The sequence below is a fragment of the Marinobacter salinexigens genome, from assembly GCF_008370345.1.
Classification (GTDB): Bacteria; Pseudomonadota; Gammaproteobacteria; order Pseudomonadales; family Oleiphilaceae; genus Marinobacter; species Marinobacter salinexigens.
Genome location: NZ_VTUU01000004.1, coordinates 361,899 through 381,150 on the forward strand (window position 1 = coordinate 361,899; position 19,252 = coordinate 381,150).

Genomic DNA, 19,252 nt, shown 5'->3' on the forward strand with positions numbered 1-19,252 from the left:
GGCAACTGACTGGCCTCCGCGCTGACACTTCAGGCTTGCTGCTCTCCCAGTTGACGTAAGACCTCCTCAAGGCTCTTCTTCGCACATACCGTATCCTTGATGTGATCAATGAGGTTGCTTGCGGAACTTCGGATCAGCTTTTCCATGCCTTCATCCTGGCAGTTGCCCTCTGAATCAAACAGCTGTTGAACCTTGGCGACTGATACGACCGCCGGCAGCGGAAGGGCGCCGACGTGTGCACAGATGGCTCTGAGCTGCTCAGTGGATTTGATGGCACCGATCACGCCAGCGGCCACACCAAGCAGGGATACAGGTTTGTTTGCCAGCAGGCTCGGGAAACCAAGGTTGTCGATAGCGAGCTTCATCGGGCTGCTGATACCGCCATGGTACTCTGGTGAAGCCAACAGGATGCCCGTAGCGCCCTTGACGGAGTTCTGAAATGCTTCGATGGCTTCCGGGTTCCGGGCTGGCAGGCCGGGCAGGGGTAAATCCAGGTTATCCAGGTACAACGGTGTCACTTCCACGTCAGGGTATGTGCCCAGCTCATCGAGCGCGAGGTCAAGAACCATTGAAGTATAGTTTCCGGGGCGGACACTGCCGCAGATGGTTGCGATCTTGATAGCCATGCTGGCGTACTCCTTCGCGTTTGGATGGGAGATGGCTTGAACGAACCGCTAATGCGGCGGCACACAGGTAAGATTAGTTGAGGCAGGAGAGCTGCTCAAGCCAGCCAGGCATGACCGATGATACGAACCACAATGCCTATGCCTGCGCCCAGCACTGCGGGCTTCCAGACTTTCGCCACGCGTGGGCCCGCAGATATCAGGATCGCTACGCCGACAATGTCCCACGAATGAACCAGCCAGCCTGCGGTTGCATTAATAAAGGCACTATCGATTGCACCGTTGTTCTTGAGCTCAACGAGCACACCGAGGGTAGCTGTGCCCCCGCCAAGGATTTTAGTTACCGAGGGCACGACCAGAATGGGATCGATACCAACCAGTTGCAGCAATGGCAAAAGCGCGGTTTCCAAAAGGTCAAAACCTCCCGCAGCCTTGATACCGTTGACAACCACCAGAGACAGCGCCACCAAGGGGATGGCTCCAATCGCTATGCGCACGGCTTCGTTGCCGGCATGATTGATCACCGCGAGCACGCCCTTCGGATCCTCCATTGTGGGATGGGCCAGCCGCTCGTCCAGAGTCTGTTCGTCAGATGATAAATTACGACCCAGCAGGTAATAGGTGCTAATAGAGGCGATAATCCCACCCAGAATAGACAGGGCGAAGAATTGACCAAGATGCAGCCCCATGGGGGCAAGGGGGAACGCCACATTAGCCTGGCCCATGGCCAGCACCATCGCGAGGGTTGCAGCCAGGTGACGTTCCGACGCGCCTCTGCGCTCCATCGTGGTTAGCGTGGCCAGCGGTGCAGCAAAGCTTACGAAATTAACCTGAAGCATGGCAAAAACGCTCAACCCGGTCAGTCCCGCTGGCCGCAGGATGGGTGCAACTTTGGCAACTACCCAATCCATGATGCCCGCTGCCTCCAACAACCTCATCACACACAGCATGATCACCATGATCGGCAGCAGAATAAACAGTGCAAGTTCGACGGCAGACCTGCCGGAAGCCATGATGACGTTGATGATGTCCAAAAGGGATCAGGCCTTTGAGGTAATATGGGTAGGAAGCTCGCTATTATAACGGATTTACTCTGCTCCCAGATACCCAACGAAGACCCCATACGGCCAGGGATGTTGCCAGCAATAGCAGTGCGCTAACTCCAAAAGCAAGTTCATATCCGTAGTGGTCGAACATAATTCCCCCGACGGTAGAACCGAGCCCAATGGCGAGTTGCACGAACGCCACCATCAATCCGCCACCTGCTTCCGGGTCGTGGTTCATCGCCTCTGCAACCCAGGCCCACCATCCGACCGGGGCAGCTGTCGCAATGAATCCCCAGAATCCGAGGAGAACGATGACCGTTGTCAGACTTCCGCCAAACTCAATCAATAACACTGCGATTGCCGCCAGCACGGCTGGCATGAAACTCAGAGTCAGATACAAGCCCGCTTTCAGGAACCGGTTGATGATCGTGGTGCCGATAAATCCGGCTACGCCCATGAGTAATAGAATGGAAGACAGGGTTTGAGCATCTATACCCGCAGCCGTTTCAAGATACGGGCGGATGTAGGTGAACAATGAAAATTGTCCGGCAAAAAACAGAGAAGCTGCGATAAAGCCCAGTAATATTTTTAACTGCTTAAGATGCCCGAAGATATCCGCCAATTTCTTCTGAGTTTGGTTTCCTTCCATTGACGGGAGCGAAATCCATTGCCACGCGAAAGCCAGCAGTGTGACAGGCACCAGGAAGAGAAAGGCTCCTCGCCACCCAATAAGTGAGCCCAGATAGCTCCCGAGTGGAGCCGCAATAACCATTGCCAGCGCATTGCCAGCGTTAAAAATAGCCAATGCTTTTGCTACCTGATCCGCGGGAACCAGACGAACGGCTGCTGCAGCCGAAAGTGACCAGAAGCCACCGAGGGCGACCCCCACCAGAATCCTTCCGGTCATGTACACGCTATAACTGTGAGCAAAGCCGACGGTCAGGGCAGACACTACCATTAAACCGGTCAGTCCAAGCAGTAACATTCGACGGTCCAGATTTCCGGCCAGTGACGAGATAGTCAGCGCCGTTATAAGCGCAAAGAAACCTGAAATCGATATTCCCTGGCCGATAGCACCTTCACTGACGTGGAGGTCTTCTGCCATCAATGTAAGCAGGCTGACTGGTAGAAATTCGGAAGCGACCATAGCAAAGGCGCAGAGCGACATGGCAAGGACCGCACTCCATTGAGCCGTCGGTGCTGTCTGATCCTGGTGTGAAATGGCAGCGCCCGAAGGTGTTTCGCAGGACTGATTCATTGTGTGTTTCCGGATTAAGAAAGGCGTAACCTGATTCCCGTGGGCAGGCGAGAGCGTCAACAAGGATAGGTTTTTTTGCGCAGCCATCAACGACCCAGGGCTGATTGCACCTATAAATCCTGTGCATGAATCATTAGTGATTTCGGGAGTTATACTGAGCAGAATAGAGAAACCATATTGTTGAGTAATCGGTCATGAGAGAGGAACTGGGAGATCTTGCTGTATTCCTGGCGGTTGCAGAAGAAAGCAGCTTTACCCGGGCTTCAGTGAGACTTGGTTTGTCGCAGCCGGCGGTCAGTCACTCGGTAAGACGGCTTGAGGAGTCAGTCGGGCTCAAGCTTCTGAACAGGACGTCTCGAAAGGTCTCGACAACGGAGGCGGGGGAAAAACTGCTCGACACTCTGCGTCCGAGCTTTTCGCAGATCAATGCCCGGATCGAAGAAATTCGTATGCTGGGAGATGCCCCTCGCGGGTTAGTGCGGTTGACGGCGAGCAAAACGGCCGCCCGTACGATTCTATGGCCAAAAGTGTCCCAGATCCTGAAAGACTACCCTGAAGTCCAGATAGAAATAAATCTTGAGAGCCGACTATCGGATATTACCGAAGACAGGTTTGATGCTGCGGTGCGACTGCGGGAATTTGTTAGTCCGGACATGATCGCTGTCAGGATAGGTCCTCAAATCAGAATGGTTGCGGTAGCGTCTCCGGACTATTTCAGGACACACGGGGTACCGGAACATCCAGAAGATCTTGATAGCCATGCCTGCCTGGCAATGCGCTTCAGCCCAACTGCACCTCCCTATGACTGGGAATTCGAGAAAGGTGGTGAAGTCATTGTGAAGAAGGTTCACGGGTCATTGATATGCAGTGACAGCGATATGTGCATTGAGGCAGCGAGAGAAGGTCATGGGATTGTGTTTGTTACAGAGCCGGAAGTACTTGCTGATATTCAGGAAGGCAAGCTTCGACGTGTGCTGGCGGACTGGTGCCCGCCATTTGACGGATTCCACCTCTGTTATTCCGGACGCCGCCAGATGAGCTCTGCCTTCCGGTTAGTTGTCGATCGGTTGCGGTACAGAGATTAATGTGGCGCGCATCCTCTACGCCTTCGTCGCCAGAGTTTTCCGAGTTGCTTCCCTGCATGCTATCTTCGATGGTTAGGTGATCTTGAGAACTTCCCGTTAATCGAGACTGGCGAGCAGACATTATGAACGTAATCATCATTGGCGCAGGGATCATGGGGACGACTTTTGCCACGTTGGCAAAGGAATTGGCTCCCGGGCTTGATGTCACCATTCTTGAAAGGCTGCAGGGCCCTGGTGAAGGCAATTCCTGGGTCTTCAACAATGCCGGTACAGGGCATGAAGCGAACTGTGAGCTGAACTACACCCCGGTGGATGAAGAGGTCATCGCCGTAGAAAAGGCACTGAAGATCCATGCACAGTTTAACATCGCGAAGCAGTTCTGGGCCTATCTGGTAAAGCGCGGTGCCATCAGCGATCCAAAAACGTTCATCAACCGGACAAAGCACTGCACCATCGTTGCGGAATCGGCCATTGACGAACTGCGGCTGAGGTTCAGGGAAATGTCTGCCCATCACTTCTTCGAGCAGATGCGCTTCTCAGAAGATTCTGAGGAAATAAAGAGCTGGATTCCCTACCTGATGGAGGGCCGGTCTCCGACGGAAAAGATGGCCGCGACGGTGATCGAAACCGGTACAGATGTGAACTTCGGCTCGTTGACCCAGCAGATGGCGAAGTACGCGGTTCAGGATCTTGGGGTGAAGATTGAGTACGGCACGCATGTTAAGCGGGTGCATCGTAGCCCATCGGGTAGCTGGCTCGTGGAAACAATGCGCAACGGTGCAGAAAGCCAGTACCGGGCAGACGTTCTGTTTGTCGGCGCCGGAGGGGGAGCTTTCCCGATCCTGAAGAAGAGCCATCTGCCATTCGCCAAGCGCTTTACGGGCTTTCCGGTGGGAGGCCGATTCCTGCAGGCGCCTGTTACTGAGGAGCAGGCTGATAGGTATCGGGCCAAAACCTATGGTAAGGCCGCTGTTGGGGCACCGCCGATGTCCGTACCGCACCTGGACCTGAGAGTTGCGGACGGTCAGCACTACCTGCTGTTCGGCCCATTTGCTTCGTTCAAACCGGTGCTCGAAAAAGGGCGAGGCCTCATCGACTATCTGCGGGCGATGCGGCTGCATGACATTCCGGGCTTGCTGAACGTCGCGCTGGAGCATTTCCCACTGGTGAAGTACCTGGTGTCGGAGACATTCAAGGGCGAGAAAAGCATGTTTGAAGAACTCGAACACTTCGCGCCGGGCATGAGCAAAATATTCGATTGGAAGCCGATCGAGGCTGGGCAGCGGGTCCAGATTATCAAAGACGGTGACCTCCAGATGGGCACCGAGATCCTGGTCTCCAGCGACAAAACGTACGGGACTCTGCTGGGCGCATCACCCGGAGCTTCGGTATCACCAGAGGTGATGCTGCGGGCTCTTGAACAGCTCCTGCCAGCAATATTTACAAAAGACGAAGCGCGGGAAAAATTGAGAGAGATCTTCCCGGAAGACAACCTTGAAACACTGGCTACAGATCCAGACCGCTACCGGGAAATTCGTGATGCGGTTAATCAGCGTTTGGGGATTGCCTGAGCCGCAGTCAAAGCGGTCCGACAACCCCCCAGAGCTGTACCGGCGAGGTTTTAGCCGTGTCCATCGAAGGCGCATTGTTCAACGGCCGGATGGTTGCCACATGCCATGTCCTCGTCGCTTACGCCATCGGCTTGTGCAAGGACAGAAACAGAGAGGATTGAGAAGGCGAGAAAGAATTTTTTCAGAGTGTTCATAGTGTGATTCCACTTTCTAAACGGGTTATCGGAACAACGTCACCTTAATCGGCTTGATTAAAATTCTGACCGATCACCATCCTGAAAAATAATTGCTTTGCGGTATACCATTCATCACGCCCAGTGATATTTATGATTGAATCAGTTCGTGCCTGCGAGCAGTTCGCCCTGTACCTTTTTGTGTTTCTGGAACGCCAATACCAGAATCAGCCCCAAAGCGGAGGTAGCTGCGCCGGCAACGGCCACACTGGGCAGGCCTAGCCCCAGGTGGATGACGAGACCGCCGAGCGCGGCACCGATGGCATTTCCCAGGTTAAAGGCGCCTATGTTCATTGCAGAAGCCAGATTGGGGGCGTCACTCGCTTCAGAGACAACCAGCGCCTGAAGCGGTGGCACGACCGCAAAACTGGTTATCCCCCACAGGAAAATCAGCGGCGGCACGAGCAGCGTGCTTTGCATAGTGATCGCGAATACGGTAAGTAAAATGGCTGTGCCGGCCATTGATACGACAAGTGTCCCGGTAAGGTTCCGATCGGCAAATCGCCCCGCAAGGGCGTTGCCAACTGCCAGGCCAAATCCATAAATGATCAACATGGATGTAACGAACAGAGTTCCTGCCCGGGCTTCATCCTGCAGGATCGGGGCGATGTAGCTGAACACGGTAAACATTGAGCTGCTGCCCACCACGGTGAGCAGTAGCGCGAACAGAACGGAACGCTTTCCCAGCACCCTGATTTCACTGGCAGCGGAGGTTTGACCGTCCACCCTGAGCCTCGGTAGTGATGCCCGAAGTGCAATCAGTGTCACCAAACCGAGAGCCGCCATTCCGTAAAACGCGGTACGCCAGCCGATGCTTTCGCCAACATAAGTTGCCAACGGTACCCCTCCAATGTTGGCTATGGTCAGGCCGGAGAAAACAATGGCTACAGCACTCGCCCTTTTATCGGGCGCCACAAGTTGTGTTGCGACAACGGCGCCTACTCCGAAAAAGGCGCCGTGGTTGAACGATGTGATGATTCGGCCAATGAGCAGGGTGGTGTAGCTGTCTGCCAGCGCCGAGATCAGGTTTCCGACGGTAAAAATACTCATGGCCAACAATAGCAGGCTACGGCGTGACATATTGGAGAAGCCCAGGGTCATGATCGGTGCACCAACGACAACCCCAAAGGCATAGGCGCTGATCAACATCCCGGCAGTCGGGATGCTGACTTCGAGATCGCTGGCGATTACTGACAACATGCCCATCGGAGAAAATTCGGTTACCCCTATACCGAAGGCGCCTAATGCCAGCGCCATAAGAGGGAAGTTAAATTTCATTGCTGAGTGCCTCCTTAATCTTTTCAGTGGCGGAATATAAATCACGCCTGACAGTAGATAAATGGGGTTTCCGGTCATCCAGCTGTTCATTTGATTCACAAGTACCGGGAATTTAAAATAGTGAGCGATTTATATCGCGGGGATGGCAATGGAAAATCGAAGGGTGGATCGCACAGCCGAGATGGAGACCTTTTTGGCTGTTGCTTGCGCTGGTTCCTTCAGCGCTGCGGCAAGGGAGCTTGGATTAACTCCGTCGGCTGTCAGCCGGCTGGTTACACGGATAGAACAGCGGCTGGGCGTTCGGTTAGTGGTTCGGACCACCCGTAGCCTCAGGCTGACAAGGGAAGGAGATGACTACGCACTTGCAGCGCGTCGGGTTCTGACGGAACTGGAGCAAGCAGAATCAGCGATTGCAGACAGGGGGAGCCCAAGGGGGCTGGTAAGGGTCAGTGCGTCTCTGGCACATGGCCGTCTCTCTATCATGCCACTTATCCCCGAATTTCTCGCACGATACCCTGAGATCACTGTTGATATCCACCTGAGTGATGAGATCTCTGATGTGGAGGGCGGGCAAATCGACGTGGCTATCCGCTTTGGCCCGTTGCCTGATAGCTTACTCAGTGCCCGCCCTCTTGGAGAAACAGGCCGTTCAATCGTTGCTGCACCGGAGTATCTGCAAAAGCACGGCTATCCCGGTGTCCCGGCTGATCTGGGGCGCCATAATTGCCTCGACTTCAGTTTTAAACGGATCGAACCAGGCTGGCCATTTAAAGTACACGGTAAAGAAATCATGTTACCGGTAGACGGCAATGCACAAGCCAACAACGGCGAAACCCTGGTGCAGTTGGCGTTGCAGGGTGTGGGTATTACACGGCTTGGAGACTTTCATATCAGACCGGAGTTGGAGTCCGGGCGGCTGGTTCGCGTCCTTGAGGAATTCAACCCCGGCGATACTGAAGCCATTAATGCGGTATTTATCGGGGGCAAGACCATGCCAGCCCGGGTGAGGGTATTTATCGACTACCTCGTCGAAAAAATGCAGTGACATACCGTGTGAGGAAAAAAACACCATCCGTGGTGTACAGACGCAATCAACGCTTGCAGAGCTTACCGAAAGTCAGCACGCCTGGGACTTTCCCAGAACGGATGTCTCGGTGAGAATCTGGATTTATCTTCGCACTTGAATACATCAATAAATAATTTGAAGTTTATATATGAATCATCATGAAAAGTGATGAAAGGGAGGGGTTTGAAACAGATCCAAAGATAAAATGTTCGAATAGTAGCCGTATAACTACTTATGTATCACTTACGGTGATATTAAGAATGCGGAGCTTTGATTAGTCTTAACACGTTATGAACTGAAGAATATTGGCCAACTGGTTTCCGACACCTATTTTCGGAGTTGGCTATGCAACATCGATTTCTTCCCTTTGTATTCATCGCAGCTGTGTTTTCGCCCCTGGCATTGGCAGGGTCCGGCGACACGGTGATTGCCATTTCCACAGACAACGATCTGTTTTCTCCAACACAAACCGACCGGGATTACACGGCCGGCGTTGCGGCCACCTATTCCTCCAATTCGAGGCAGTTCCTGGATAACCCGGTTTCCCAACTCAGTCAGAGTGTCGACCGGTTCCTACTGCCGGGATTCAGCGAGAGCATGGGGGAGCCTGGGAGCGGGGCGCTGGAATTTGGTGTCTATGGTTTTACGCCGGAGGACATCAAAGATAAAGCGATCAATCGGGAAGATCGGCCCTACAGCAGCCTTGTTTATTTGTCCTCAAGCCAGAGCTACACGAGTCTGAGCCGTGACTCGGGATGGACAACCTCCCTTACATTGGGGGTATTGGGGTTGGATGTTTTCAAGGCTGGCCAGAATGCTATTCACAAAGTGGTGAACAGTGATCGCGCAGAAGGGTGGGGGCACCAGATATCGAACGGCGGTGAACCCACATTCCGCTATTCTGCCGCCTACCATCAATACCTGGATAGCAACCAGCCGGACCAAAAACTCAAGGTGACCTATTTCGGCTCGGCAGGCTACCTGACCGAGGTGGGTGCTGCCCTGGTATTTCGTGACGGGCTGATATCGTCACCGGACAACCGGTTCAACCCCGAGTTGATGGCATACGGTGAAAGAGCCCCAGGCGTCTCTGCATCCGGCGGGCGGGAAAATTACTTTTGGGGTGGCGTGTCTGTTAAAGCGCGAGTGTATAACGCATTCCTGCAAGGCCAGTTTCGGCATTCTGATCATGAGCTTGGTTCGGCCGACCTGAACGTACTTCTGGCGGAAGTCTGGGCTGGCTACACACACAGTTTTTTGGGTGGGACCGAGTTGAGCTATGTGCTGCGCGTACAGAGTTCCGAGATCAAGGACGGAAAGGGAGACCGCACATTGGCGTGGGGCGGCATCGTCTTCAGCAAACGCCTTTGAGCTTGCAGAATCGTCAATACATCATTGAGGAAAATACGAGTTATATGATCCGGCAATTGGAGTTTGTTGGCAGCAGAGCACATGGTGTTTATTGAAACATTGAAACCGTGAGGTCCTATTATGAGTAATATCATCCATGTAACCGATGCAAATTTTGAGGAAGCTGTAAGGAACAGTGATCGTACTGTACTGGTTGATTTCTGGGCGCCCTGGTGCGGCCCATGTAAAACCGTTGCTCCCTTGCTTGAAGTTCTGGCTGACGAGTTCGCTGACGAGATAACGATCGCCAAAGTCAACGTAGATGAAAGCCCGGAGGTGACGGCCAGGATGGGTATCCGTAGTATTCCCACATTGGCACTGTTCAAAGAGGGCGGCGTTGTCGCCCAGCAAACGGGAGCTGGTAGTCTTAACCAGCTTCGAACCTTTGTGAAAGGGCACCAATAAGGTTCCACCTGGCGAGCCTCCACACATTGGGGGCTCGACTCTACCGCCGGGAAATACTGAATGAAAACTCAGGAACTGCATTTACTTTATGTGTTCGACGCCATCATGACAGAGCGGTCTGTAACCCGCGCTGCCAATCGACTGGCCATGACTCAGCCCGCAGTATCCAACGCCATTTCAAGAATGCGCCATATCTGGAACGACCCTCTCTTTGTCCGAAAAGGGCGCAACATAGAGCCAACATCCTACGCACTCAGCCTGTGGGACCAGGTGAGGGATCACATGTACGCACTGACCAATGCGGTGAGCGCTACTCAGTTTGATCCAGCCAACTCCAAGCGGACGTTCAGGATAGCGGTGACCGATGTCATCGTTGAAATGGTCTGGCGCCAGTTGATCCAATTGCTTGAGCGCGAGGCGCCTGGTGTCGATATCCATGCCGTGCCTTATACACCAGAAGGGAGTCACAGTGACCTGAGAGAGGCCCACGTGGATCTGGCTGTCGGGTTTCTTAACCAGCATGACCATAGTCTGCGCAGCACCTGGTTGTTTGAGAGTCGACATGTTCTGGCTATGCGCGAAGAGCACAAGCTCGCTGGCCAACAGGTCTCCATGGAGGAGTTTCTGGAAGCCAGACATCTGATGGTGAGCCTGTCAGGTGACGCTCATGGCGTTGTTGATGGCTATCTCGATCAGAAAGGTCTTACTCGGCGCATCGCGGCTACGGTTAACCAGTTTTCGATCGTCCCCCAGGTGCTGCGGGAATCCAACCTCATTGCAGCGATACCGGAACTGATCAGTCAGGACTGCGGATTCGTTGATGGCCTCTGGATGAGCGAGTTGCCGTTCGAGGTGGAGGCAACGAGCATGTACCTTATCTGGCACGCACGTCATGATCGGGACCCGGGCGTGGTATGGCTGCGGAGCCATATTGAGGAATTGCTTCAGCAGCGATGGAGCGAAATTATGAAGTATTCGCCATGCGGGCAACGGAATGTTCAGGTTTCTTGAGTGTGAAAGCACGGTTGATCTGACCATGCAGATCAACCGTGGTCTGATGCTTTTTATGCCCAGCTAAAGCGTGCGAATGGGGCGTCCACTGGTGTGTCAGCAAAATGATTTACATAGTTGCTCATCACTTTTTGCGAAAGTACCAGGATAACCTCAAGTGCCTGACGCTTGGAGTAGCCGGCGTTGAAGAAACTGTCAAAATCCTCAGGGGCCAGTTCTCCACGTTTTTGAACAACTCGCAGAGTAAAGCCGCGCAAATCCTCAAGCTTCTGTGACGGGAGAGCGGTTCTGTTCCGCAGTGCATCTGAAATAGACTCTTCGACCCCCATACTTTTCGAAATGAAGGTATGAGCCGGGACACAGTAATGGCATTTGTGCTCAACATTTATGGTTTGCCAAACAACCGTTTTTTCATCATCTGTAAAGCTACTTTCCAAAACCAGATCATGTAGCCTTTGGTATGCGTCGAGCAAACCTGGGGCCTCTGCCATAACCGCATGAAGGTTTGGAATCATTCCAAAGGCCTTCTGGGATTTCTCAAGCAGGGGGCGGGAATCTTGCGGTGCTGAATCAATGTTATGAAGGTTGAACTTACTCATCCGGATATCTCCAGTTATTCAAGGGACTTCAATGTATCCCCTGGCACCATTCTGAAAATGGCTGTCTGTTCAATATTCTGGGCTTTTTGTTCAGACAGGGAGAGTCTGTTTACGTGATCTATTCGCCGGATCTGGCGATTCCGGGCGCAATGCTTATGTCTGCGACGGGGTTTATCGTGCTTTGGGCAGGGCGCCCAGGGATTTCGCGGTTTTCGCGCGGCAGGTTGCTGAGTCGGGAGCGTGGCGGATCACTGAAGACGTCTCCAAGGCTCAGACCGAGAATGAGCCAGCGTAGAAAATGGCAATGAGGCGTAACATTTGGGTGTGACGGGTTACTGGTAGCTATTGGCAAAGCTGTTGTATGAAAACCGGAGGAACACAGAATGCCGAACAAGTTTGCAGAAATAGCTTTCACGAGAACCGTAAAGAAGGTTCAGGAGGAAATGGGCAGTCGGTCCGGTTATGAATCCATTGAGACTGGCCCCGACCGAAACCATCTGCTCAGGGACCGGGAACGCGCCTTCATTGAACTCCGTGACAGCTTTTACATTGCCAGTGTCAGCGAGACAGGATGGCCTTACATTCAGCATCGGGGTGGGCCCACCGGTTTTTTAAAGGTAATAGACGAGTTGACCATCGGGTTCGCTGATTATTCAGGCAACCGTCAGTACGTCACGACGGGTAACGTCTTGAACAATGATCGAGTGGCACTGTTTCTGATGGACTATCCGAACCGAAGGAGACTGAAACTCCTCGGCCGGATGGCACTTATAGGTCCGGACCAGTCATCGATTCTAGATGATCTGCAGGACGACAGCTATGAAGCAAAGGTAGAGAAGGGCATGGTCATTCGGGTCGAAGCCTTTGACTGGAATTGTCCGCAACACATAACCCCTCGCTACACTCTGGCTGAGATCACAAGTACGAGGGACGCACGGTGAAAAACCAGGAACTCAACCTGTTACACGTGTTTAACGCGATCATGACGGAGGGTTCGATTACACGAGCGGCGGACCGCCTCGGCATGACCCAGCCAGCGGTTTCGAATGTTGTTTCCCGCATGCGGACGGCCTGGAAAGATCCTCTTTTCGTAAAACGGGGCCGGCAGGTGGAGCCAACCTCCTATGCCCAAAGTCTCTGGGACCAGGTCCGCAATCCCTTGCACGAGCTTTCCAACGCAGTGAACTCCACGCGCTTCACGCCCGGCGAATCCCGCAGGACGTTCAGGGTAGCGGTCACCGATCTGATACTCGAAATGGTCTGGCAACCGCTGGTCTCCGAGTTGCAGCAAAGTGCGCCCGGGATTGATCTGCATGCGGTGCCTTTCTCGCCGGCCACGGCAGCGAACCATCTGCGAGAAGCGAGTGTCGACTTTGTGATTGGTTTTTTCGAACAGCATGATCACAGCCTGCGAAGCCTGTGGCTTTTTGACACCGGCTATGTGCTAGCCATGAGAAGCGGCCATGACCTGAGTGGTCGGCCCGTGGACCTGGATTCATTTCTGGATGCTCAACACCTGCTGGCATCCATGTCTGGTAAGGCTCACGGTGTTGTCGACGATACACTCAACAGGCGTGGCCTGGAGAGACGCGTCGCAGTGACGGTAAACCATTTTTCTGCCGTTCCAAATCTCCTCAGAAACTCCGACCTGGTTGCTACCATCCCGGAAGTTATTACCGGCGACTGCGAATTCTGCGCGGGTATTTCGATCACCAGTCTGCCAATAGAGGTGGAGCCAACCAGCCTGTACCTCGCATGGCACACCCGCCACGACCGGGACCCTGGCATTATCTGGATTCGAAGCGTGATCGAGCGAGTGGCAAAGGCGTGTTGGGCTAAAGCCATGGCCGCCAGAGAACTTGATTGTGGACCACTGACGGTGATTAATTACGGATTGGACAATCGGCCCATTAACTAGAACAGCTGTCCATTTGTCGGGGTGCTCCGGTGGTTAGTATTTCTCCCGTAGACATCAATCACTGGAGAAACCCATCATGAAAAACCTTACTGCCAAAGCACTGCTTTTTGTTTCCATCGCCCTGATCTCGGCTTCCGTCAGCGCATCTCTGGCGGACCGCAAGTCCGATATCGATGATTTCAGCGAAACCGTCAGTAGCCCATATAGCGGGCAAAAGGTAATTCGCGGGCAAGTTGTTCCTATGTAAAGCACCGCAACAAACGAAAAGGGGCAAGGATTCAGAATCCTTGCCCCTTTCTTTTTCGCACATCTATCACGCCACGTTGGCCTTTCCCTCAGCTACTGTATTCTCTGCCTCGGTGGCTGTTGCGTTCAGCTTTTTCCATTCCCTGGGCGTCATTCCTGTATTCCTTTTGAACGCCCGGGAGAACCCCGAGGCGTCTTCATAGCCAACTTCGAAGCAGATAATCGACATGGGCTTGTCTTTGAGAATGAGCTTCTTGGCTTCGGAGATCCGGGCATTCTGGACGTATTCGCCAGGTGCCAGACCAAGCACGTTTTTGAAGTGTTGTATGAAGGTTGATCGAGACATGGTCGCCACTTCAGCCAGCTTATCAACAGAAAGATCTCCATTGAGATTGCTGTCGATGCAATTCAGTACCTTGCTCAGCTGACGGTCCGCAAGCGCGGATAGCATCCCCTTAGGTTTTTCTCCCTCGGAAACGATATGCCGGAGCACATTCACGAAAATGACCTCAACGAGTCGGTTCATAACCGCGTCTCGCCCTTCCTGGGCTGCTTCGGCTTCCGCGAACAGCACATCTACGAATGAGCCAAGGCCCTGAACCGAAGACAGGGGAAGTACAACGGAAGGGGGCAGGGCCTGAAGGACCGGGTTTCGAGAGCCAGTCTGGAACTTGATCGAGGCGCAAATTATCTCGGCACCTTCCTTGTTTGCACCGAACAGTCGATGCGGCTGGGAGCGTACCGAGAAAATCATGCTTGGTTCTGTAAGCGTAATTTTTTCCCGGTTCGCTTCCATGATATCGAGCACTCCCGAACGGAGTACATGAATGTATCCGGTTCCTTCTTCTTCAAAGGAAGCGAGGCCACAAAGCTGGCCCCGGAAGAAAACGCCGGCGTTCACGTTGAGCTGTTCGAGAATGTAAGAAAGCCTGTCCATAAGCACTCCAGATAATTGGCATAGAAGTTTGAACGATCGTACGCATTCAGTACCGCTCGAAGCCTTATTGTTTCAAACGTAGTCAACATTCATTCAAAGGAGATACCCAATGACTCGTTTCAACAAACTTCGTGCTTTCGTTGCTGTTGCTGCCATGAGCGCTGCTACGGGTGCTTTTGCTGCCGATATCGACATGAACGCCGACGCCAATGATGTTGCCATCAGCGGTTACGACCCGGTGGCCTATTTCTCTGACTCAGAGGCCACCAAAGGATCTGCCGAATACACCGCCACTTACAAGAACGCGATCTACCATTTTTCCAGCGCAGAGAATCGTGATCTGTTCCGGGCCGCCCCCAGTTCCTATGCGCCCCAATACGGTGGCTACTGTGCATTCGGCGTTACTGTAGAGAAGAAGCTGCCGACAGATCCGGAGGCCTGGAAAATTGTCGATAACAAGCTCTACCTGAATCTCAATAAAGACACCCAGAAGCGGTGGCTGACTGACGTTCCTGGTTACATCAAGAGCGCCAATGAGATCTGGCCGGAAATTAAAACCGTTGAGGCGTCTGAGCTTTAAAACTGAGAAAAAAGATCTGACCAATCATCCGGACCTTCGGGATATTCGCTCAAAGGTCCGGAAATAATCTGGAGTTAAATGATATGAACCAGAAGCTTCTTTTCAGCGCGGCACTGACCGCTGCACTGGCCGGCGCCATGTCCGCGCCGCTGGCTCATGCAGGCGGCAAGGAAAAATGTTACGGCATTTCCCCGGTAGGCGGTAACGATTGCGCAAACCTTGCGGGAACGCACTCGTGCGCAGGGCAGGCGAAAGTCGCCAATGACCCTGGTGAGTACAAGATTGTCGAGAAGGGTACCTGTGAAGATCTGGGTGGTTTTGACAAGGAAACGGCCCTGAAAATCATTGCTGAGAAAAGCAAAGGTTAAGGGGCATGAGTAATCGTCAGGGCACACTCCAAAGCAAGCCTGAACTCAAGAAGACTGCCGTTGGGGTAGGGCTGCGATCTGAGCACTATGAGAACGTTCTGGAACAAGCACCTTCGATTGATTTTCTTGAAGTGCATTCGGAGAATTTCTTCGCGGACGCAGGCGTCGCTGTCGATCTTCTTCAGGAGGTCTCTCGCAGCACTCCGATTAGTCTACATGGCACATCGGCAGGTCTGGGGTCGGTTGAGGCTGTTCCTGACGATTACCTCAAGAAACTGAAGCGCCTTGTGGACCGGATAGATCCGATACTCGTGTCGGACCACCTGTGTTTCACCTGGGCAAGGATCGGTGGAAGGCTTTTTCACGGTGGTGATCTTCTACCCATTCCCTATACCGAAGACAGCTTGCTGCATGCGGTGAACAATATTGATCGCATGCAACAGTATCTCGGCCGTCAGATCGCTATCGAGAATGTCTGTGCCTACATCGAGTTTGACCAGAGTGAGTTCGATGAGGCGAGCTTTCTACGTGAAATCGTGGCTCGCACCCGCTGTGGCCTGATCCTCGATATCAACAATCTGATGGTGAATGCCCGAAATGGGCAAGTCGCAGATCCGGATAACTATGTTGATCGCTACGTCGGATCGCTCGACCCCTTTGCAATTACCGAAATTCATCTTGCGGGCTCAACGCCCGTGGCTAAAGAAGAACTGTTGATCGACGACCATGCCAGCCCGGTGTCCGAGGCTGGATGGCAAACCTACGAACGCGTGCTTAAAACGATTGGCCCAAGGCCAACTTTGGTTGAGTGGGATAACAATCTTCCATCCTGGCGCGAGCTTCTTGGGGAGGCTACAAAGGCCAGAAAAGCTCAGCGCCGAGTATTTGGAAGGGAGTGCACCCATGAATCTGTCTGATTATCAGTCCCAATTTCTGGAGTTTCTGTTCGGCGGCACCCGCAAACCGGAGCTGCACAATGCAGAAGTTTATAGATTCGGGGTTGAGGTAAAGGCGGTTCGAGCCCTCGAACACAGTTATCCGACCGTGAGGGCGCTGGTGGGAGCTGCTGCCTTTGACGACCTGGCCCTCGACTATTTCAGGATGATCCGGAAGCAAAGCGGAGACTGGGGCGAATTTGGTTGGGGCTTTCCGAGCTGGATTATCTCGCATCGGATTTCAGACCGCGTTCCTTATCTCTCTGATGTGGCGCGACTTGACAATCACGTAGCACGCGTCGAGCGGAGCCAGTACGAAGAGGTGCACGTCGCAAGCTTTAACGCAATTGGAGAGGACCTGGCGTCTTGCTCTCTGATTCTGAATAAAGGGCTGCAGCTTTTCCGCTCCATGCACCCAGTGGTCAGTATCTGGGAGGCGCACAAAAGCGAGACCCCGAAGGACACCCTCAGTTTCGCTCAGGCGAAGAGAATGATCGCCAAGGGCCGAGGGCAGAATGCGCTGGTCTATCGTGCGGGTTGGAAAGGAATGGCGGAAGTCATTCCTGAGAGAGATGTGCTGTTGCTGGAGGCAGTCAGAAACCAGCGGAGTATTGCCGAAGTTTTTGGCGAGGAAGTTCTGAGAGACACCAACTTTACCCATTGGCTGCAAGACATGATCGCGAAAGGTGTCATTGTTGGCGCCAAAACGATTCATTAAGAGGAGATCGACATGAGAACGTTGGCTTACAGTTTCTATGGTTTGAACGATTCAGTTCAGCGATTGGTTGGCAGCCTGCTACCCATTGCCTTGCTTCTCGGGCGGCTTTATGTGGCCTGGGTTTTTTTCAAGGCTGGCCTCACAAAGATTGATGACTGGGGAACCACGCTGTTTCTGTTTGAGGAAGAATACAGTGTTCCGCTGTTGAGCCCCGAGATTGCAGCTTTCATGGCGACCGTTGGAGAACTGGTTTTTCCGGTGTTGCTGGTCATTGGCCTGTTCTCCCTGGTGTCCTCGTTGGGTCTGTTCGTCATCAACATTGTTGCGGTCATCAGTCTTGAAGCGATTGCACCAGCGGCAGAGTTATATCACGTGGTCTGGGGCCTGATTCTGATGGGTTTGGCCATGTGTGGCCCCGGTATGTTGTCGCTCGACAAGCTGATCAGAGCCCGTTTGAAAGGTGCCTGATCACGCATGCTTCTCGCCCTTGGCGTATTCGGTTTCCGTCCTCGCATCGACATTGTTCGCCGAATACGCCCTTTTTAATCTTTGAGAATGTTCCCGGAGGAACTTGGTTGTGCCGATTTTAAACCTGAATACCTTTGAAGAATTGGGCGAACTCGCCAATAAACACGAATGGCTGCTACTGGATTTCTGGGCACCCTGGTGCGCGCCCTGCAAGGTAATGAATCCCGTGCTTGAACAGTTCAGTGAACTGAATCCTGATAACGCCGTCATCAAGGTGGATGTGGATCAGAAGCACGAGATCGCTGCCAAATTCGGCGTCAGGGCGATACCGACTCTGGTTCTACTCAGACGAGACCAGTTTATGGGGCAGGAGACCGGGTCCAGATCACTGAACGATCTGAACAAGTGGATTGGCGGCCTGAAAGACAAGGTATCCCAGTTGGCGTGAATTGTTGACTGCTTTCAGCAGTAAATTCAGCTTTCCGGGTCCAAAGCCCGGCTTTTTTATTCGGAAATCGGGGAAGGTGCGCACTTCCACTCGATGTTCCGAATGAATCCCTGAGTGTGCGGAGATCTGATCAGGCAATGACAGTCGATTTGCCCCCCGACTCCCTGAAGGCGATTGATGAGTGTGACCGCATCATCCATTGCAGTTCTTTCTCGAAAGTTCTCGCGAGACCTGCGTTTGGGGTGGGTTTCAGGTGGCCGGTGGCATCGAAACATACTGAAACTGAAATTGACCTCTCAGTTGGTCAGTAGCCGGTTCTTGCAGCAGGGCGTGGCACACTTTCTTGCTGAGGGCGGCTATGCATCGTACCTCCGCCGGTATCGGCAACGCTTGCGCCTGTAGCGAGACCATTTACTGGATTTTTTGGGAGACTGGCCAGTGCCTTTGAATGCAACCGCGCCTCAGGGTGGTTTGGCTTTGTGGGTGGAATTGCCGCCAGAAGTTGACACGCTGAGCCTCTACGCCAAAACCCTCAAGGAGGGTATTGTCATATCGCCCGGTAGCCTCTTCTCGGTTTCCGATGAGTGGACCGGGGTAAGTCCATTGCCCGGGGCTTGGTGTCCAGACCTCTGCTAACACTGGATGTCGAGCGGGACCGGGGTATGTATCGGTATATAAAAGAAGGGGGGTCGAAAACCGCTATTTGCTGCAGCTCACTAACAAAGAACGTAGCCCAAAGTACCTCGTCATAGAGGTTGAGGTTCCTTATTCCGTAGCCCTACCTCCATCTGCGCTCAATGCGGGTGCCAACGACATCGCTTTTCAGATTAGCACCCTCCATGGAGAGAAGGAGTTGATTACCGAAACCAGTACGTTCCTTGCTCCGTCAGAGCATTGATGTAGCTGTAGTTGCCCCCGCTAAACCGGACACCACCTCATTCGTTTGATGCCAGTTCCGCCCGGTACTCCCAGGGCGATTTCATTTTCAGCCCCTTGTGCGGGTGGCTGCGGTTATAGTCCTCGATCCATTCCGGCAACCGGGCCATCAC

Annotated in this window: 23 protein-coding genes; 15 read left to right on the forward strand and 8 right to left on the reverse strand. The window is 53.2% G+C overall.

What is annotated here, in order from left to right; translation table 11 throughout:
* Positions 1 to 29: 29 nt before the first annotated feature.
* The 3 genes from FWJ25_RS11295 to FWJ25_RS11305 all read right to left on the reverse strand — a co-directional run bounded on the left by FWJ25_RS11295 (position 30) and on the right by FWJ25_RS11305 (position 2,927).
* Complete coding sequence (locus FWJ25_RS11295) at positions 30 to 626, reverse strand: NADPH-dependent FMN reductase (RefSeq protein ID WP_149600378.1); 597 nt, start codon at positions 624 to 626, stop codon at positions 30 to 32.
* Between the two features lie 95 nt (positions 627 to 721).
* Positions 722 to 1,657, reverse strand: a complete 936-nt coding sequence (locus FWJ25_RS11300; protein WP_149600379.1) for a nucleoside recognition domain-containing protein — start codon at positions 1,655 to 1,657, stop codon at positions 722 to 724.
* Between the two features lie 43 nt (positions 1,658 to 1,700).
* Entirely contained in the window at positions 1,701 to 2,927 is a 1,227-nt protein-coding gene (locus FWJ25_RS11305) for an MFS transporter (protein WP_149600380.1), read from the reverse strand.
* A gap of 194 nt (positions 2,928 to 3,121) precedes the next feature.
* Between FWJ25_RS11305 and FWJ25_RS11310 the strand changes: the two genes are divergently transcribed.
* Positions 3,122 to 4,012 (forward strand): LysR family transcriptional regulator, encoded by an 891-nt coding sequence (locus FWJ25_RS11310; protein WP_149600381.1) that lies wholly within the window; start codon positions 3,122 to 3,124, stop codon positions 4,010 to 4,012.
* 122 nt (positions 4,013 to 4,134) lie between these two features.
* A complete protein-coding gene (locus tag FWJ25_RS11315; RefSeq protein WP_149600382.1) occupies positions 4,135 to 5,583 on the forward strand; it encodes a malate:quinone oxidoreductase in 1,449 nt (482 codons plus the stop codon).
* Positions 5,584 to 5,633: 50 nt separating this feature from the next.
* Here the strand turns inward: FWJ25_RS11315 and FWJ25_RS19605 are convergent, their stop codons facing one another.
* On the reverse strand, positions 5,634 to 5,777 hold the full coding sequence (locus FWJ25_RS19605) for a hypothetical protein (RefSeq protein ID WP_188093613.1): 144 nt from the start codon (positions 5,775 to 5,777) through the stop codon (positions 5,634 to 5,636).
* A gap of 141 nt (positions 5,778 to 5,918) precedes the next feature.
* Positions 5,919 to 7,094 (reverse strand): MFS transporter, encoded by a 1,176-nt coding sequence (locus FWJ25_RS11320; RefSeq protein WP_149600383.1) that lies wholly within the window; start codon positions 7,092 to 7,094, stop codon positions 5,919 to 5,921.
* Positions 7,095 to 7,242: 148 nt separating this feature from the next.
* Between FWJ25_RS11320 and FWJ25_RS11325 the strand changes: the two genes are divergently transcribed.
* From FWJ25_RS11325 to FWJ25_RS11340, 4 genes are all read left to right on the forward strand, one after another.
* Entirely contained in the window at positions 7,243 to 8,139 is an 897-nt protein-coding gene (locus FWJ25_RS11325) for a LysR family transcriptional regulator (protein WP_149600384.1), read from the forward strand.
* A gap of 366 nt (positions 8,140 to 8,505) precedes the next feature.
* Positions 8,506 to 9,531 (forward strand): lipid A-modifier LpxR family protein, encoded by a 1,026-nt coding sequence (locus tag FWJ25_RS11330; RefSeq protein ID WP_149600385.1) that lies wholly within the window; start codon positions 8,506 to 8,508, stop codon positions 9,529 to 9,531.
* 120 nt (positions 9,532 to 9,651) lie between these two features.
* Positions 9,652 to 9,975, forward strand: coding sequence for a thioredoxin (gene trxA, locus FWJ25_RS11335; protein ID WP_149600386.1), 324 nt, complete (start codon positions 9,652 to 9,654; stop codon positions 9,973 to 9,975).
* A gap of 60 nt (positions 9,976 to 10,035) precedes the next feature.
* Complete coding sequence (locus FWJ25_RS11340; protein WP_149600387.1) at positions 10,036 to 10,986, forward strand: LysR family transcriptional regulator; 951 nt, start codon at positions 10,036 to 10,038, stop codon at positions 10,984 to 10,986.
* A gap of 53 nt (positions 10,987 to 11,039) precedes the next feature.
* On the opposite strand, the gene FWJ25_RS11345 is transcribed toward FWJ25_RS11340, so the two are convergent.
* Complete coding sequence (locus FWJ25_RS11345; RefSeq protein WP_149600388.1) at positions 11,040 to 11,585, reverse strand: carboxymuconolactone decarboxylase family protein; 546 nt, start codon at positions 11,583 to 11,585, stop codon at positions 11,040 to 11,042.
* Between the two features lie 383 nt (positions 11,586 to 11,968).
* On the opposite strand from FWJ25_RS11345, the gene FWJ25_RS11350 reads away from it, so the two are divergent.
* The 3 genes from FWJ25_RS11350 (at position 11,969) to FWJ25_RS19610 (ending at position 13,750) form a co-directional block, all read left to right on the forward strand.
* A complete protein-coding gene (locus FWJ25_RS11350; protein ID WP_149600389.1) occupies positions 11,969 to 12,526 on the forward strand; it encodes a pyridoxamine 5'-phosphate oxidase family protein in 558 nt (185 codons plus the stop codon).
* Positions 12,523 to 13,503 (forward strand): LysR family transcriptional regulator, encoded by a 981-nt coding sequence (locus FWJ25_RS11355; protein ID WP_149600390.1) that lies wholly within the window; start codon positions 12,523 to 12,525, stop codon positions 13,501 to 13,503. Before FWJ25_RS11350 ends, FWJ25_RS11355 begins: the two co-directional genes overlap by 4 nt.
* 76 nt (positions 13,504 to 13,579) lie before the next feature.
* Positions 13,580 to 13,750 (forward strand): hypothetical protein, encoded by a 171-nt coding sequence (locus FWJ25_RS19610; protein ID WP_188093614.1) that lies wholly within the window; start codon positions 13,580 to 13,582, stop codon positions 13,748 to 13,750.
* Positions 13,751 to 13,816: 66 nt separating this feature from the next.
* Here the strand turns inward: FWJ25_RS19610 and FWJ25_RS11360 are convergent, their stop codons facing one another.
* A complete protein-coding gene (locus tag FWJ25_RS11360; protein ID WP_149600391.1) occupies positions 13,817 to 14,686 on the reverse strand; it encodes an AraC family transcriptional regulator in 870 nt (289 codons plus the stop codon).
* A 109-nt stretch (positions 14,687 to 14,795) separates the two neighbouring features.
* On the opposite strand from FWJ25_RS11360, the gene FWJ25_RS11365 reads away from it, so the two are divergent.
* The 6 genes from FWJ25_RS11365 (at position 14,796) to FWJ25_RS11390 (ending at position 18,203) form a co-directional block, all read left to right on the forward strand.
* A complete protein-coding gene (locus FWJ25_RS11365; protein ID WP_149600392.1) occupies positions 14,796 to 15,266 on the forward strand; it encodes a YHS domain-containing (seleno)protein in 471 nt (156 codons plus the stop codon).
* Between the two features lie 83 nt (positions 15,267 to 15,349).
* Positions 15,350 to 15,634 carry a BufA1 family periplasmic bufferin-type metallophore gene (locus tag FWJ25_RS11370; RefSeq protein WP_149600393.1) on the forward strand — a complete coding sequence of 95 codons (285 nt, stop codon included), beginning with the start codon at positions 15,350 to 15,352 and terminating at the stop codon, positions 15,632 to 15,634.
* Positions 15,635 to 15,639: 5 nt separating this feature from the next.
* Positions 15,640 to 16,551 carry an MbnB/TglH/ChrH family RiPP precursor modification enzyme gene (locus tag FWJ25_RS11375; protein ID WP_149600394.1) on the forward strand — a complete coding sequence of 304 codons (912 nt, stop codon included), beginning with the start codon at positions 15,640 to 15,642 and terminating at the stop codon, positions 16,549 to 16,551.
* Positions 16,538 to 17,287, forward strand: coding sequence for an HvfC/BufC N-terminal domain-containing protein (locus FWJ25_RS11380; protein WP_149600395.1), 750 nt, complete (start codon positions 16,538 to 16,540; stop codon positions 17,285 to 17,287). Before FWJ25_RS11375 ends, FWJ25_RS11380 begins: the two co-directional genes overlap by 14 nt.
* A 12-nt stretch (positions 17,288 to 17,299) precedes the next feature.
* Complete coding sequence (locus tag FWJ25_RS11385) at positions 17,300 to 17,755, forward strand: DoxX family protein (protein ID WP_149600396.1); 456 nt, start codon at positions 17,300 to 17,302, stop codon at positions 17,753 to 17,755.
* Positions 17,756 to 17,864: 109 nt separating this feature from the next.
* Positions 17,865 to 18,203, forward strand: a complete 339-nt coding sequence (locus tag FWJ25_RS11390) for a thioredoxin family protein (protein WP_149600397.1) — start codon at positions 17,865 to 17,867, stop codon at positions 18,201 to 18,203.
* Positions 18,204 to 19,138: 935 nt separating this feature from the next.
* Here the strand turns inward: FWJ25_RS11390 and FWJ25_RS11400 are convergent.
* On the reverse strand, positions 19,139 to 19,252 hold a 114-nt coding region (locus FWJ25_RS11400), incomplete at its 5' end, for an integrase core domain-containing protein (protein ID WP_149600398.1).